This window comes from Streptomyces sp. NPDC044002 (assembly GCF_056434525.1).
Genome location: NZ_JBWKEZ010000005.1, coordinates 87,173 through 102,370 on the forward strand (window position 1 = coordinate 87,173; position 15,198 = coordinate 102,370).

Consider the following 15,198-nt stretch of genomic DNA (forward strand, 5'->3'; position numbering starts at 1 on the left):
GGCATCACATGTCCGGTTATCGACTTCGCCACGCTGCCGCCCTGCTCGCGGCCCTCGTGGTCCCCTTCCTCGTCGCGCTCGCGCTCGTGCCCTTCCGCACGGATCTCTCGGCGGCGAACACGGCACTGGTCCTGGTCGTCGCGGTGGTCGCCGTCGCCGCTTTCGGCACGCGGACCGCCGGTGCGCTGGCCGCACAGGCCGGCTCCGCCCTGGACACCGCAGGACTGGCCCACCCGGGCTGACCAGGGCCCTCCCCGTGCTTTCCCGTATGAACGGCGTTAAGAGTGCCCTTGCGCCCGTATGGACACCGTCAAGGTCCCTTAACGCCGGGATGAAGACACGGTTATCTCGTCATCGGCCATCTGGCCGATTCATTTCTTCCCAATCACTCAGGAGCTCGCGATGGCCGATCTGGCCTTCGTCGTCACCACGGTCGCGGTGTTCGCGCTGGTGGCTCTCATCGCCCGGGGGGTGACCAAGCTGTGACTGCCGAGAACATCGTCGGCCTGCTCGTGGCCGTCTCCCTGCTCGGATACCTCGTGCTCGCCCTCGTCAAGCCGGAGAGGTTCTAGCCACCGATGAGCCCCGTTCTCGCTGGTGTGCTCCAGCTCCTCGCGCTGACCGCCGCACTCGCGCTGGCCTACCGCCCCCTGGGCGACTACATGGCCCGCGTCTACTCCTCCGAGAAGCACTACAAGCCGGAGAAGTGGATCTACAAGGCGATCGGCGCCAACCCGTCGGCCGAGATGCGCTGGCCCGCCTACCTGCGTGCCGTCCTGGCCTTCTCCGCCGTCAGCGTGCTCTTCCTCTACGCCCTCCAGCGCGCCCAGGGGATCCTGCCCGGCTCGCTCGGCTTCCAGGCGATCGACCCGGACCAGGCCTTCAACACCGCCGCCTCCTTCGTCGCCAACACCAACTGGCAGTCGTACGCGGGCGAGCAGGCCATGGGCCACGTCGTGCAGACCGGCGGCCTGGCGGTGCAGAACTTCGTCTCCGCCGCCGTCGGCATGGCCGTCGCCGTCGCCCTCGTACGCGGCTTCGCCCGCTCCCGCACGGGTGAGCTGGGCAACTTCTGGGCCGACCTGGTCCGGGGCACCGTCCGCATCCTGGTCCCGATCGCCGTGATCGGTGCCCTGGTGCTGGTCGCGTGCGGTGCGATCCAGAACTTCTCCGGGATCCACGAGGTCGGCCAGTTCACGGGCGGGACGCAGCAGTGGAACGGCGGCGCGGTCGCCTCCCAGGAGGTCATCAAGGAGCTGGGTACGAACGGCGGCGGGTACTTCAACGCCAACTCCGCCCACCCCTTCGAGAACCCCACCCCGTTCTCCAACCTGTTCGAGGTCTTCCTGATCCTCGTCATCCCCTTCGCGCTGACCCGCACCTTCGGCCGCATGGTCGGAAGCCTGCGCCAGGGCTACGCGATCCTCGCGACGATGGCCACCATCTGGATCGGGTTCACCGCCCTGATGATGTGGACCGAGTTCACCCACCACGGCCCGGCCTTCGACGTCGCCGGTGGTGCGATGGAGGGCAAGGAGACCCGCTTCGGCATCGGCGCCTCCGCGATCTTCTCGGTCGCCACCACGCTGACCTCGACCGGTGCGGTCAACTCCTTCCACTCCTCCTACACGGGTCTGGGCGGCGGCATCCAGCTGCTGGGCATGCAGCTCGGCGAGATCGCCCCCGGCGGTGTGGGCTCCGGCCTCTACGGCATGCTCGTGATGGCGATCATCGCGGTGTTCATTGCCGGCCTGATGGTCGGCCGGACCCCCGAGTACCTGGGCAAGAAGATCGGCACCCGCGAGATCAAGTTCGCGGCCTGCTACATCCTCATCACCCCGGCGCTCGTGCTCGGCTTCACCGCCGCCGCGATGGCCCTGCCGACGCCGCCGCACTCGATGCTGAACTCCGGTGCGCACGGCTTCTCCGAGGTCCTCTACGCCTACACCTCCGGCGCCAACAACAACGGCTCCGCCTTCGGCGGCCTGAACGCCGACACCCAGTGGTTCAACTCCACCATCGGCATCGCGATGCTGCTGGGCCGCTTCCTGCCGATGGTGTTCGTCCTCGCGCTCGCCGGCTCGCTCGCCGAGCAGAAGCCCGTCCCCGAGACCGCCGGCACGCTCCGTACCGACAAGCCGCTCTACACCGGTCTGCTCGTCGGCACGATCCTCATCGTCACCGGTCTGACCTACTTCCCGGCCCTCGCGCTGGGTCCGCTCGCCGAAGGGCTCGCATCATGAGCACCGCCACCCCGACCCGTGCTCCGCACGACGACCTGCCCACCGACCACAAGCCGCCCGCCGGCCGCGTCGGCGGCGGGCTCTTCGACCCCAAGCAGCTGATCAAGTCCTTCCCCGACGCGGTACGCAAGCTGGACCCGCGCGTCATGATCAAGTCGCCGGTCATGTTCGTGGTCCTGATCGGCTCGGTGGTCACCACCGTCCTCGCCCTGAATGACCCGACGGACTGGTTCGGCTGGGCCATCACCGCCTGGCTCTGGCTGACCACCATCTTCGCCAACCTCGCCGAGGCCGTCGCCGAGGGCCGCGGCAAGGCCCAGGCCGACACCCTGCGCAAGGCCAAGACCGACTCCGTCGCCCGCCGCCTGAAGGCCGACGGCGGCGAGGAGTCCGTACCGGGAACCGAGCTGAAGATCGGCGACCTGGTGGTCTGCGAGGCCGGCGACACCATCCCCGGCGACGGCGACGTCGTCGAAGGCGTCGCGTCCGTGGACGAGTCCGCGATCACCGGCGAGTCCGCGCCCGTCATCCGGGAGTCCGGCGGCGACCGCTCGGCCGTGACCGGCGGTACGAAGGTGCTCTCCGACCGGATCGTCATCAAGATCACGACGAAGCCCGGCGAGACCTTCATCGACCGCATGATCGCGCTCGTCGAGGGCGCCGCCCGGCAGAAGACGCCGAACGAGATCGCCCTCAACATCCTGCTGGCGTCCCTCACGATCGTCTTCCTGCTGGCCGTCGTCACCCTCCAGCCCTTCGCGATTTACGCCGGCGCCGAGCAGTCGATGATCGTGCTGACCGCTCTCCTCGTCTGCCTGATTCCGACCACCATCGGCGCGCTCCTCTCCGCGATCGGCATCGCCGGCATGGACCGCCTCGTGCAGCGCAACGTCCTGGCCATGTCGGGCCGCGCGGTGGAGGCCGCCGGCGACGTGTCGACCCTGCTGCTGGACAAGACCGGCACGATCACTCTCGGAAACCGTCAGGCCTCCGAGTTCGTCCCCGTCAAGGGCACCACGGCGGCCGAGCTGGCCGACGCCGCCCAGCTGTCCTCGCTGGCCGACGAGACCCCCGAGGGCCGTTCCATCGTCGTCCTGGCGAAGGAGAAGTACGGGCTCCGCGAACGCCACCAGGGCGAGCTCTCCCACGCAGAGTGGATCGCCTTCACCGCCCAGACCCGCATGTCGGGTGTGGACGTGGACGGCAGGCAGACCCGCAAGGGCGCCGCCGGATCCGTCATCACCTGGGTCAAGGAACAGGGCGGCGAGGTCTCCGACGACGCCGACCTCCTCGCGAACAAGATCTCCGAAGCGGGCGGCACGCCGCTCCTGGTCGCCGTCAACGACGACAAGGGCGCCCGTGTCCTGGGTGTCATCCACCTCAAGGACGTGGTCAAGGAGGGCATGCGCGAGCGGTTCGACGAGCTGCGCCGCATGGGCATCAAGACCGTCATGATCACCGGTGACAACCCGCTCACCGCGAAGGCCATCGCCGAGGAGGCGGGTGTCGACGACTTCCTCGCGGAGGCCACGCCCGAGGACAAGATGGCCCTCATCAAGCGGGAGCAGGCCGGCGGCAAGCTCGTCGCAATGACCGGCGACGGCACCAACGACGCCCCTGCCCTGGCCCAGGCCGACGTCGGCGTGGCGATGAACACGGGTACGTCGGCCGCCAAGGAGGCCGGCAACATGGTCGACCTCGACTCCAACCCGACCAAGCTCATCGAGATCGTGGAGATCGGCAAGCAGCTGCTGATCACGCGCGGTGCCCTGACGACGTTCTCGATCGCCAACGACGTCGCCAAGTACTTCGCGATCATCCCGGCCATGTTCGCGGTGGTCTACCCGGGCCTGGACAAGCTCAACATCATGGGCCTGCACTCGCCCGAGTCGGCGATCCTCTCCGCCGTCATCTTCAACGCGCTGATCATCATCGCGCTCGTGCCGCTCGCCCTGAAGGGCGTCCAGTACAAGCCGACCAGCGCCGACAAGATGCTCCGCCGGAATCTGGGTCTGTACGGCGTGGGCGGTCTGATCGCCCCGTTCATCGGCATCAAGCTCATCGACCTGCTCATCACCCTCATCCCCGGAATCGGCTGAGACGACATGAACAACTCTGTTGGCAACACGGCACGGCTGATCGGCGCCGGACTCCGCGCCCTTCTCGTCCTGACCGTCATCTGCGGGGTCGTCTACCCGCTCGCCGTCACCGGCATCGCCCAGGCCCTGTTCAACGACAAGGCCAACGGCTCCGAGATCAAGGACAAGAGCGGGCAGGTCGTCGGCTCCTCCCTCATCGGGCAGACCTACAACCTGCCCAAGCAGAACCCCGACGACGCCGAGGAGGCGGCGAAGCCGGACCTGAAGTGGTTCCAGCCCCGCCCCTCCAACGGTCTGGGCAGCAACAGCGTCAACACCCAGTACTCGCTGATCCTGTCCGGCGCCACCAACCGCTCCGGCGACAACGGCGCCATCGACGGCAAGTGCACCGACAAGGCGGAGGAGGGCACCCTCTGCGCCCAGGTGATCGCCGCCAAGGACGCGGTCATCGCCGACAACTCCGTCAAGGGCTACACGGTCAAGCCCGAGGACGTTCCGGCCGACGCCGTCACCTCCTCCGGCTCCGGCCTGGACCCGAACATCTCCCCGGAATACGCCGAGCTCCAGGTCCACCGGGTCGCCGAGAAGAACGGCCTGAACGTCAAGCAGGTCGAGAAGCTCGTCAAGGACAACACCCAGGACCGCACCCTCGGCTTCATGGGCGAACCCCGCGTCAACGTCCTCGAACTCAACACCGCCCTCAAGGCACTGACCAAGAGCTGATGTTCCCCATCGCACGAACCGGGAGCCGGCGGGTGCTCGGAACTCCTCCAGCCCACGCTGGGGGCCCCGAGCGCCCTGCCGGCTCCCCGCCGTGCCCGCAACGAAGGAAAGGCTGCACACCGATGACCCGGGTGCTGGTGGTGGAGGACGATCCCCAGCTCGTCCGCGCCCTGCGGATCAACCTCCAGGCGCGCAAGTTCGAGGTCGAGGAGGCCTCCAACGGCGGCTCGGCCCTGCGGCTCGCGGCCGCGCGCAAGCCGGACGTCATAGTGCTGGACCTCGGACTGCCGGACATGGACGGCGTCGACGTGATCAAGGGCGTCCGCGGCTGGAGCCGCGTGCCCATCCTGGTCCTCTCCGCCCGGCACACCTCGGAGGACAAGATCCGGGCCCTGGACGCCGGCGCCGACGACTACGTGACGAAACCGTTCAGCATGGACGAGCTGCTGGCCCGGCTGCGGGCTGCCGCCCGCAGGCAGGAGCCGGCCGGCGCCCAGCAGGCCGACGAGGTGTCCGTGGTCACGACCGACGAGTTCACCGTCGACCTGGTCGCGAAGAAGGTGTACCGGGGCGAGCGCACCGTACGCCTGACCCCGACGGAGTGGCACCTGCTGGAGATCCTGATCACCCACCCGGGCCGGCTGATCACACAGGCCCGGCTGCTGCTGGAGGTCTGGGGACCGACGTACGGGGAGAACACCAACTACCTGCGCGTCTACATGGCCCAGCTCCGGCGCAAACTGGAGGCGGACCCCTCGCACCCCCGGTACCTGATCACCGAACCCGGCATGGGCTACCGGTTCGAACCCTGATCGTCCGCCCGATCGTCGACACAGAAGAAGAGTCTGAAACATGGGACGCGGCAAGCTCCGCATCTACCTCGGCGCGGCACCGGGCGTCGGCAAGACGTACGCGATGCTCTCCGAGGCGCACCGCCGGGTCGAGCGGGGCACCGACTGCGTCGTCGGCTTCGTCGAGCACCACAGCCGGCCCCGGACCGAGGTGATGCTGCACGGGCTCGAGCTCATCGAGCGGCGCGAGCTGGAATACCGCGGCTCCACGTTCACCGAGATGGACGTCGACGCGATCCTCGCCCGCCGCCCCGCAGTCGCGCTGGTGGACGAGCTCGCGCACACCAACGTGCCGGGCTCGCGCAACGCCAAGCGCTGGCAGGACGTCGAGGAGCTCCTCCAGGCGGGCATCGACGTCATCTCGACCGTGAACATCCAGCACCTGGAATCGCTGGGCGACGTGGTCGAGACGATCACCGGGGTGCGCCAGCGCGAGACCGTGCCGGACGAGGTGGCCCGGCGGGCGGACCAGATCGAGCTGGTCGACATGTCCCCGCAGGCCCTGCGGCGCCGCATGGCCCACGGCAACGTCTACAAGCCGGACAAGGTCGACGCGGCCCTGTCGAACTACTTCCGTCCCGGCAACCTGACCGCACTGCGCGAGCTGGCGCTGCTGTGGGTGGCCGACCGGGTCGACGAGTACCTCCAGGAGTACCGCGGCGAGCACAACATCCGCACCACCTGGCAGGCCCGCGAACGCATCGTCGTCGGTCTCACTGGCGGCCCCGAGGGCCGGACGCTCATCCGGCGTGCCGCGCGGCTCGCCGAGAAGGGATCGGGCGGCGAGGTCCTGGCCGTCTACATCGCCGCGAGCGACGGCCTCACCTCCGCCTCGCCCAAGGAGCTGGCCGTCCAGCGGACCCTGGTCGAGGACCTCGGCGGCACCTTCCACCACGTCATAGGCGACGACGTCTCCGACGCCCTGCTGGAGTTCGCCCGGGGGGTCAACGCCACGCAGATCGTGCTCGGCGTCAGCCGCCGGCGTTCCTGGCAGTCCGTCTTCAGCCCCGGCGTCAGCGCCACCGTCGCCCGCGAGTCCGGCCCGGACCTCGACGTCCACATCGTCACCCACGACGAGGCCGCCAAGGGCCGCCGCCTGCCCGTCGCCCGCGGCGCACGCCTGGGCCGCTCCCGCATCATCTGGGGCTGGCTGACCGGCATCGCCGGCCCCGCCCTGCTCGCCGTGCTGCTGAACCAGCTCGTGCCCGACCTCGGTCTGGCGAACGACATGCTGCTGTTCCTCACGTTCACCGTGGCGGCGGCGCTGCTCGGCGGACTGCTCCCCGCGCTCGCCTCGGCGGCGTTCGGGTCCCTGCTCCTGAACTACTTCTTCACGCCGCCGCTGCACGAGTTCACGGTCTCCGACCCGAAGAACATCGTCGCCATCGCGATCTTCGTCGGGGTGGCGGTGTCCGTGGCCTCCGTGGTCGACCTGGCCGCCCGGCGCACCCACCAGGCCGCCCGGCTGCGCGCCGAGTCCGAGGTCCTCTCCTTCCTCGCGGGCAGCGTGCTGCGCGGCGAGGACTCCCTCGACGCCCTCCTCGAACGGCTCCGTGAGACTTTCGCCATGCAGTCGGTGGTCCTGCTGGAACGCACCGGCGAGGTCGAACCCTGGACGACGGCGGCGTCCGTCGGCACCGGCGCGGTCAGCCGGCCCGAGGACGCGGACGTCGACCTGCCCATCGGCGACAACATGGCACTCGCCCTGACCGGCCGGGTCCTGCCCGCCGAGGACCGCCGCGTCCTCGGCGCGTTCGCGGCCCAGGCGGCCGTCGTGCTCGACCGGCAGCGCCTCGTCGACGAGGCCGAGAAGTCCCGCGAACTCGCCGAGGCCAACCGCATCCGCACCGCGCTGCTCGCCGCCGTCAGCCACGACCTGCGCACCCCGCTCGCCGGCATCAAGGCCTCCGTCAGCTCCCTGCGCTCCGACGACGTCGAATGGTCCGACGACGACAGGGCCGAACTCCTCGAAGGGATCGAGGACGGCGCCGACCGCCTCGCCGCCCTGATCGGGAACCTCCTCGACATGTCCCGCCTCAACACGGGCACGGTCGTCCCGCTGATCCGCGAGACCGACCTCGACGAGGTCGTCCCCATGGCCCTGGGCGGCGTACCGGAGGACAGCGTCGACCTCGACATCCCCGAGACCCTGCCCATGGTCGCCGTCGACCGCGGTCTGCTGGAACGCGCCGTCGCCAACATCGTCGAGAACGCCGTCAAGTACAGTCCCGCCGGCCAACCCGTCATCGTCTCGGCCAGCGCCCTGGCCAACCGCGTCGAGCTGCGCGTCGTCGACTGCGGGCCCGGTGTCCCGGACGAGGCCAAGGACCGCATATTCGAGCCGTTCCAGCGCCACGGAGACGCCCCTCGCGGTGCCGGGGTAGGTCTCGGCCTCGCGGTCGCCCGGGGCTTCACCGAGGCCATCGGCGGGACCCTCGCAGCGGAGGACACGCCCGGTGGCGGCCTCACCATGGTCCTCACCCTCCCGATAGCGGGGGACGGTCCCCCGGTACCGCCCGAGCTCCCGACGTCCGCGGTCACCTGAGACCGAGGCGGACCGACCGGAACACGAGAGCCGTCCGGCCCCGGTATCCCCACACCGGAGAGCCGGACGGCTCATGTGCTGTGCGATGGCTGACCGGCACGCGGTCGCATCGGTCCGTACCCCCACGGTGGGACCCTGCGCCGCTACGGGCGGTGTTGAGGTCACCGCCCGCCGGCCGCGTGCCGCCGGTTCTTCGTCCGGCTCCGTCGCCACACCAGTCTGCGTGGGGCGGACGGCCCTGGCAGCACTCCTTGACGGGTTCCTTCCGGGCCGGAGTCGATCTTTGATGCGGCCCTGACGAAAGCCGTCAGAAGGCCGTAAGGAAGCGTGGGAGCGCTTGTCTCCGCGTCCCCGATGCGCTGGGATTGCGCCATGAACAGCGGTCCGCGCCACGACGATCGGCCACCGAATCCGGTGCAGCCGACGGCGCCCGCCGTCCGCCCGGCCCTCTGACCCGGCCGCGCGTCCTCCGCGTACCTGCCACCAGCTCCCGCAAGGGCGCCGGCCGCAGCTCCGTACGCATCCTCACCTTCACCGCATGACCTGAGCCCACGCCCGCTCCACGCCGGGCGTCGGCCCCATCAGGCATGCCCGTTTCCAGGAATCCGCCATGTCTTCATCCCTGTCCGGCCGTACCGTCCTCGTCACCGGAGCCACCTCCGGCATCGGCTACGAGACCGCCCGTCAACTCGCCGGGCACGGCGCCACCGTCCTCCTCCACGGCCGCACGCCCGAGGAGGCCCGGGCCGCCACCGACCGGATGATCGCCACCGCCGGCATCAGCGGCGCCCTCGTACGGCCGCTCGCCGCCGACTTCACCCTCCTGGAGGAGGTCGAGAGCCTCGCCCACGCCGTGGTGCGCGACCACCCGCGGCTGGACGTGCTCGTCAACAACGCGGCCATCGCCGCGCCCGAGCGCCACACCCTCACCGCCGACGGCAACGAGATCGCCTTCCAGGTCAACTTCCTCGCCCACTACCTCCTCACCAACCTCCTGGAGCCCGCCCTCACCAGCGATCCCGGCGGGCGCGTCGTCAACGTCTCCTCCGCGCTGCACCGCTCCGGCGCCATCCAGTGGAACGACCCGCAGCGCGTCAGGCGCTACTCCCGCCTCGCCGCGTACGCCCAGTCGCAGCTCGCGCTCACCGTCTTCGCCTCCGACCTGCGCGTCACCGCCGTCTCCGTCAACCCCGGCGTCTGCGAGACCGGACTCCTCCCCCTCTACGGACACGAGGGCGCGCCGGCCGCCGAAGGCGCCGAGCACGTCGTACGCCTCTGCGACCCGGCCACCGAGATCGCGGGCGGCGCCTACTACGACCGCTCCGAGCGCGTCGCCCCGGCCCCCGCCGCCACCGAGGACCGCACCGTCAAGCGCCTCAACAAGCTCGCCGACCTGCTCGTCGGCCACACCGCCTGAAGGGATCCACTGACATGTCCAAGCGGGCACGCAAGAAGAGGGCCCGCCGCAAGAAGGGCTCCAACCACGGCAGCAAACCCTGCTGCTAGTCATCAGCCCACCCCGTGGGGCGGCCCTCCGGCAGGGCCGCCCCACTTCCTTGGCGTGGCAGCCCGTGGTGTGCGTCAACCGGATTCCCCGTCCTCATGCCCGGCGGCCGGCACCGCCAGCAGCCGGTCCAGTTCGTGCCCGGCCTCGTCGTACCCGGCGTCGGAGACCCGTTGCAGCTCGCGCAGATCGCCGGTCGCGGCCGCGTCCCCCGCCTGGCAGCGCCTCGACACGCTCATCCGCGCGCAGCTGGGCGTATGACGTGACGGGCGCGGACGGCCCGGAACCGACGGGCCTCGCCGGCGCCCCCGTCCCTCCGCGGATCCCCTGTACATGCCGGCATCAGAGCCGTGTCAAGGAGTGGCCGTCTGCCTTGAGGCGGGTTCCGCAAGGCAGTTGGATGGGTGACGTGAACAGCGTTCTGCGCCACGACGACCGGCCACCGCATACGGTGCGCCCGGCCCTGCGCGCTGCTCACCTGCCGGTGCGCTGAGGCACCGCGCGGTCGGCGGCCGCCCGCTCGCGCCCGTGGTGCGGGCGCCCGCCTCCGCCTGATGCCCGCCCACACCCCCGGGCGGGCATCAGGCCTCGGGTCCGCTCACCCGGTCGGGGCTCGGACCCACGTTCCACCCGGTGTCTTCGGGAGCTCGGCGGCCTCCGTCCGCCGACCGGGAAGGCACCGCCGGAAGGCCGGGCACGGACGTGCGCGACGTCCCCTCCCGCCAGTACGCCCCGCTCCCCGGCCAGAGAACCCGTGCACCGCATAGGAGACCCTTCGTGATCGAGATCGCCCCGCGGCGGCTCCCCGCCCTCAGCCGCTGGTTCCCCACCGGCTCCCCCGGTACCGGCGCCCTCGCCGAACACGTCCTGACCACCGGCCGCGGCGTCTGGTGGGCCGACCGCCCGGCCCGCCCCCGCGTGCTCGCCGTCACCTGCGGGGACCACACGCTGCTGCGTGGCGACCCCGGCGCGCTCGCCCCGGATGCCCTGTCGCGGTTCGCGGGCCAATACGTGCAGGCTCCCGCCCGGTTCCGGCCCCTCCTCGGCTCCGCCTTCGAGCGCGTCACCCCCTGGGAGCGGATGCTGTACGTCCACCAGGCCCAGGCACCGGAGTCCCTCCCCCGGGCGCCGCGCGGTGTGACGGTCCGGCGGCTGACACCGGAGGACGGTCCGGCGCTGGCCTGCCTGCCTCCCGAGAGCGCCTGGATTTGCGCCAGTTGGGGCGGACCCGTCGGGCTCTCGGCCTCCGGCCACGGCTGGGCGGCGTTCGCCAAGGGGCGGATCCTCTCCGTCGCCTGCACCTACTTCCTCGGAAGCGCCTACGAGGACGTCGCGGTCGTCACCGTGCCCGACCGCCGACGCGAGCGCCTCGCGCTGGCCTGCGTCGCCCACCTGACCGCCGACATCCGGGCGCGGGGGCACTCCGCGAGCTGGTGCTGCTCGCGCGACAACCGGCCCAGCCGGCTGCTGGCCTGGACGGCCGGCTTCCGGCTGACCCGGGAATACGTCCACCACTCCACCGGCCGGGCCTTGGCGGACGAGGCCGGGGCGGCCGACTGCGTCGGAGGGAACGGAGAACCGGCGTCGCGGGTGCGGCGGGGTGCGGCGGCCGTCGGGGACGGCCCTGGGCCACGAGGGTGACCACCACCACGCGGACCGTGCGGTCACGCGACGCCGGCCAGGCTTCCCGGCACACCGCCTTGACCCTGTCGACGGAGTGGCCGTCAACACACCGTCAAAGTCCCGGCCGACCCGCATCAGGAAGCCGTCAGGGCCGTTTCGTTCGGTGTCCAGTTCATGTTCGCTTGCCGGGTTGAGGGCGTACGGAGGAGTCGGGGTAGGTACGGATGAGCACGGAAAACGTCGTAGGCATCGTCGTCGCGGTCGGCCTGGTCGGGTATCTGGTCCTGGCCCTCTTCTTCCCCGAGAAGTTCTGAGCGTGACGGCCACGCACGGGGCCGGCCCGGCGGACGGGACCGGGCCGGCGGACGGGACCGGGCCGGCGGACGGGACCGGGCCGGCGGACGGGACGACCGGGCCGGCGGAAGGGACGGGGCCGGACCTGCGGACCGGAAGGCTCAAGGTGTTCCTGGGCGCTGCTCCCGGCGTCGGCAAGACGTACCGGATGCTCGACGAGGCGCACCGGCGGGTGGCGCGGGGCGCGGACGTGGTGGGCGCCTTCGTCGAGTGCCATCGGCGCCCGCACACCGAGGCCAAGCTCGCGGGCCTGGAGACGCTCCCCCTGGCCGCCCACGAGCACCGAGGGGGCAGGTACGAGGAGCTGGACCTCGAAGCGCTGCTGGCCCGGCGGCCGCAGGTGGTGCTGGTCGACGAGCTGGCGCACACCAACGTCCCGGGCAGAGGCCCGCACGCGAAGCGCTGGCAGGACGTCGAGGACGTCCTCGCCGCCGGCATCGACGTGGTCACCACGCTCAGCGTCCAGCACCTGGAGTCCCTGAGCGACGTCGTGGAGAAGATCACCGGGGTGCCGCAGCGCGAGACGGTGCCCGACGAGTTCGTGCGCCGCGCCGACGAGATCGAGCTGGTCGACATACCGCCCGAGGGGCTCCGGCGCCGGATGGCGCACGGCAACATCTATCCCCCGGAACGGATCGACGCGTCCCTCGCCACCTACTTCCGGCCCGGCAACCTCATCGCACTGCGCGAGCTGGCGCTCCTGTGGCTGGCCGGGCGCGTGGACGAGGCCCTGCACGAGTACCGCGTCGAGCACGGCATCGGGGACGTCTGGGAGACCCGGGAGCGGGTGGTGGTGGCGCTCACGGGCGGCCCCGAGGGCGAGACCCTGATCCGCCGCGCCGCCCGCATCGCCGGGAGGTCGGCCGGCGGCGAGCTGCTCGCCGTGCACATCGCGCGCAGCGACGGGCTCGCCGCCGGGGTGTCGCACGCGGCGCTCGCCGCGCAGCGGGCCCTCGTCGAGGACCTGGGCGGCAGCTACCACTCCGTCGTCGGCGACGAAGTACCCACGGCCCTCGTGGACTTCGCGACGGCGGAGAACGCCACGCAGCTCGTCCTGGGTACGAGTCGCCGCCGCAGGCTGGAACGTTTCCTCACCGGCAGGGGCATCGGCGAGACCGTGGTGGCGCTCTCGGGGGACATCGACGTCCACATCGTCACGCACGAACGGGCGGGCCACGGCCGACTGCTGCCGTCCCACCGCCGTACGCTCCCCACGTCCCGGCTCGTCGCCGGGCCCGTGGCCGGTGTGGTGCTCCCGGTGCTGCTCACCCTCGTCCTCGACCGGATGCGCGGCACGCTGAACCTGACCAGCGAAGCGCTGCTCTTCCTGGTGGCCGTCGTCGCAGTGGCCTGCATCGGCGGCGTGGCCTCCGCCCTGGTCGCGGCACTGACCGCCGCGTTACTCCTCAACTACTGGTTCATGCCGCCCATAGGCGAGTTCAGCATGAGCGACCCGGACAGCGTCCTCGCGCTGGCGGTCTTCGCCGCCGTCGCCGCCACCGTGGCCGCAGCAACGGACCGGTCCCTGAGGCTCTCCCGGCACGCTGCCCGGGCCACGGCCGAGGCTGAGACGATGTCCTCCCTCGCGGGCAGCATCGTCCGCGGTGACCAGACGATACCGGCGCTGCTGGAACGTACCCGGGAGACCTTCGGCATGGACACCGTCGAACTGGCCCGGGAGGCCCCGGACGCGGGATCCGGTGCCGAGAACGGACGCCGCAGCCGCGCGGGTTCGGACACGGCCATGGTGGTGGCGGCCGGATCCGGGTCCTCGCTGGTCCTGCGCGGCCGTACGCTGCCCTCCTCCGAGCGCCGCGTGCTCTCCGCCTTCGCCGCGCACGTCGGCGCCGCGGTCGAACGGTCCCGTCTGGCCGAGGCCGCCGCCGAAGTCGAACCCATCAAGGCAGCCGACCGCCTGCGCACCGCCCTGCTGCGGGCGGTCAGCCATGACCTGCGCACCCCGTTGGCAGGAGCCCTGGCCGCGATAACTTCCTTGCGCACCCCGGACGTGGACTTCTCCGACGAGGACCGGGCCGAGCTGCTCGAATCCGCCGAGTTGTCCCTGAACCGGCTGAACCGGCTGGTGGAGAACCTGCTCGACCTCAGCCGCCTGCAAGCCGGCGCCCTCACCCTCGAACTGCGGGCCACCACCCTGGAGGAGGTCCTGCCGGCCGCGCTGGACTCCCTGGAACCGCCGTCGGCGGACGGGCCCGGCGTCGAGGTGCAGAACCTGGAGACCGTACCGGCTCTCCGGGCCGACCCGCCCCTGCTCGAACGGGTCCTGGCGAACCTGGTCGGCAACGCGGTCCGCCACGCCCCCGGGGACCGTCCCGTGCTGGTGACGGCGAGCGCCCTGGCCGGCCGGGTCGAGATCAGGATCGCCGACCGGGGCCCCGGGATCGCCGCCGACGACCGCGAGCGGGCCTTCGAGCCCTTCCAGCGCCTCGGCGACCGCGACAACACCGCCGGTCTCGGGCTCGGCCTCGCCCTGGCCCGCGGGCTCACCGAGGCCATGAACGGCACGCTCACCGCCGAGGACACCCCTGGCGGCGGTCTGACCATGGTCCTGTCCCTGCCCGTGGCGGCTGATGCGGCCGTGGGACCGCTCTGACCGGCATGGCCTCCGCACCGGGCAGCCCTGGCCCTGGACCACGGGAACGAACACGCCCTTGCCCCGAGGCACGGTGGTCTCCGAGAACCTTCGCCCTGAGGAGGAACCTGTGCGGTACGACGACGAGCCGGTCTTCAGACGGAGCAAGTGGGGTACGAACCGCTACCACTACAACCCCCACAACCCCGTCGGGCTCGCCCTCATCATCGTCACCCTGCTGTTCGTCGGCACGATGCTGACCTCATGGCGAACCGTGCCGGACCGTTCAAGCCCTCACCGGCCCCCGCACCGTGGAGCCCACCGCCGTACGACCACTCCCGGCCGCCGCCTCCGGTCGGCCCGACGAGCCCAGCCGAACAGGCGACAGCCTGACAATGCGCCGGCGCTGCCAGGTCAGTAGCCGGCCACCGCTGAGCACCGCCACACCAGAGGCAATACCCGGACCATTCCCGGACCAGCTCCCTCCAAGAAACCGAATAACTGCCGTTGTTCGAGGTCAGCGGGCCTGTTGCTGCTGTACCACCAGCAGACCAAGAATCTCCTGGTCAGCTGCTTTCCGAAGAGGCTCGGCTATTTCCAGGAGCATGAGAAACGGTTCCTGAACTGGGCTTTTGCCAGTCAGGCGCCGTTGGCTCGACCCGCTTC

The 15,198-nt window shown here is 71.0% G+C and carries 12 protein-coding genes; 11 read left to right on the forward strand and 1 reads right to left on the reverse strand.

Going from position 1 to position 15,198, the window contains the following annotated elements:
* Nucleotides 1-8 precede the first annotated feature (8 nt).
* The 8 genes from AC07A6_RS05400 (at nucleotide 9) to AC07A6_RS05435 (ending at nucleotide 9,878) form a co-directional block, all read left to right on the forward strand.
* Nucleotides 9-242 carry a hypothetical protein gene (locus AC07A6_RS05400; RefSeq protein WP_478776180.1) on the forward strand — a complete coding sequence of 78 codons (234 nt, stop codon included), beginning with the start codon at nucleotides 9-11 and terminating at the stop codon, nucleotides 240-242.
* A gap of 240 nt (nucleotides 243-482) precedes the next feature.
* Complete coding sequence (gene kdpF / locus AC07A6_RS05405; RefSeq protein WP_362465155.1) at nucleotides 483-572, forward strand: K(+)-transporting ATPase subunit F; 90 nt, start codon at nucleotides 483-485, stop codon at nucleotides 570-572.
* A gap of 6 nt (nucleotides 573-578) precedes the next feature.
* Complete coding sequence (gene kdpA, locus AC07A6_RS05410; RefSeq protein WP_478776181.1) at nucleotides 579-2,243, forward strand: potassium-transporting ATPase subunit KdpA; 1,665 nt, start codon at nucleotides 579-581, stop codon at nucleotides 2,241-2,243.
* Complete coding sequence (gene kdpB, locus AC07A6_RS05415; RefSeq protein WP_478776182.1) at nucleotides 2,240-4,342, forward strand: potassium-transporting ATPase subunit KdpB; 2,103 nt, start codon at nucleotides 2,240-2,242, stop codon at nucleotides 4,340-4,342. The genes kdpA and kdpB overlap by 4 nt, the downstream gene beginning before the upstream one ends.
* A gap of 6 nt (nucleotides 4,343-4,348) precedes the next feature.
* Complete coding sequence (locus AC07A6_RS05420) at nucleotides 4,349-5,065, forward strand: potassium-transporting ATPase subunit C (protein ID WP_478776183.1); 717 nt, start codon at nucleotides 4,349-4,351, stop codon at nucleotides 5,063-5,065.
* A gap of 122 nt (nucleotides 5,066-5,187) precedes the next feature.
* A complete protein-coding gene (locus tag AC07A6_RS05425; RefSeq protein WP_362465167.1) occupies nucleotides 5,188-5,877 on the forward strand; it encodes a response regulator in 690 nt (229 codons plus the stop codon).
* Nucleotides 5,878-5,917: 40 nt separating this feature from the next.
* A complete protein-coding gene (locus tag AC07A6_RS05430; RefSeq protein WP_478776184.1) occupies nucleotides 5,918-8,461 on the forward strand; it encodes a DUF4118 domain-containing protein in 2,544 nt (847 codons plus the stop codon).
* Nucleotides 8,462-9,071: 610 nt separating this feature from the next.
* Complete coding sequence (locus tag AC07A6_RS05435) at nucleotides 9,072-9,878, forward strand: SDR family NAD(P)-dependent oxidoreductase (protein ID WP_478776185.1); 807 nt, start codon at nucleotides 9,072-9,074, stop codon at nucleotides 9,876-9,878.
* Nucleotides 9,879-10,042: 164 nt separating this feature from the next.
* On the opposite strand, the gene AC07A6_RS05440 is transcribed toward AC07A6_RS05435, so the two are convergent.
* Nucleotides 10,043-10,204, reverse strand: coding sequence for a hypothetical protein (locus AC07A6_RS05440; protein ID WP_478776186.1), 162 nt, complete (start codon nucleotides 10,202-10,204; stop codon nucleotides 10,043-10,045).
* Between the two features lie 538 nt (nucleotides 10,205-10,742).
* On the opposite strand from AC07A6_RS05440, the gene AC07A6_RS05445 reads away from it, so the two are divergent.
* The 3 genes from AC07A6_RS05445 (at nucleotide 10,743) to AC07A6_RS05455 (ending at nucleotide 14,553) form a co-directional block, all read left to right on the forward strand.
* Nucleotides 10,743-11,606: a GNAT family N-acetyltransferase gene (locus AC07A6_RS05445; protein WP_478776187.1), complete on the forward strand. Its 864-nt coding sequence runs from the start codon at nucleotides 10,743-10,745 to the stop codon at nucleotides 11,604-11,606.
* Between the two features lie 206 nt (nucleotides 11,607-11,812).
* On the forward strand, nucleotides 11,813-11,902 hold the full coding sequence (gene kdpF, locus AC07A6_RS05450) for a K(+)-transporting ATPase subunit F (protein ID WP_362465182.1): 90 nt from the start codon (nucleotides 11,813-11,815) through the stop codon (nucleotides 11,900-11,902).
* A gap of 125 nt (nucleotides 11,903-12,027) precedes the next feature.
* The gene (locus tag AC07A6_RS05455) at nucleotides 12,028-14,553 is read left to right on the forward strand and encodes a sensor histidine kinase (protein WP_478776273.1); all 2,526 of its coding nucleotides are present in this window, start codon (nucleotides 12,028-12,030) and stop codon (nucleotides 14,551-14,553) included.
* Nucleotides 14,554-15,198: the final 645 nt, after the last annotated feature.

Bases quoted from the DNA above. Each gene is read 5' to 3' on its own strand.
- kdpF (WP_362465182.1), top strand. From the start codon at position 11,813: ATGAGCACGGAAAACGTCGTAGGCATCGTCGTCGCGGTCGGCCTGGTC.
- AC07A6_RS05400 (WP_478776180.1), top strand. From the start codon at position 9: ATGTCCGGTTATCGACTTCGCCACGCTGCCGCCCTGCTCGCGGCCCTC.
- AC07A6_RS05425 (WP_362465167.1), top strand. From the start codon at position 5,188: ATGACCCGGGTGCTGGTGGTGGAGGACGATCCCCAGCTCGTCCGCGCC.
- kdpB (WP_478776182.1), top strand. From the start codon at position 2,240: ATGAGCACCGCCACCCCGACCCGTGCTCCGCACGACGACCTGCCCACC.
- AC07A6_RS05435 (WP_478776185.1), top strand. From the start codon at position 9,072: ATGTCTTCATCCCTGTCCGGCCGTACCGTCCTCGTCACCGGAGCCACC.
- AC07A6_RS05430 (WP_478776184.1), top strand. From the start codon at position 5,918: ATGGGACGCGGCAAGCTCCGCATCTACCTCGGCGCGGCACCGGGCGTC.
- kdpA (WP_478776181.1), top strand. From the start codon at position 579: ATGAGCCCCGTTCTCGCTGGTGTGCTCCAGCTCCTCGCGCTGACCGCC.
- AC07A6_RS05420 (WP_478776183.1), top strand. From the start codon at position 4,349: ATGAACAACTCTGTTGGCAACACGGCACGGCTGATCGGCGCCGGACTC.
- AC07A6_RS05440 (WP_478776186.1), bottom strand. From the start codon at position 10,204: ATGAGCGTGTCGAGGCGCTGCCAGGCGGGGGACGCGGCCGCGACCGGC.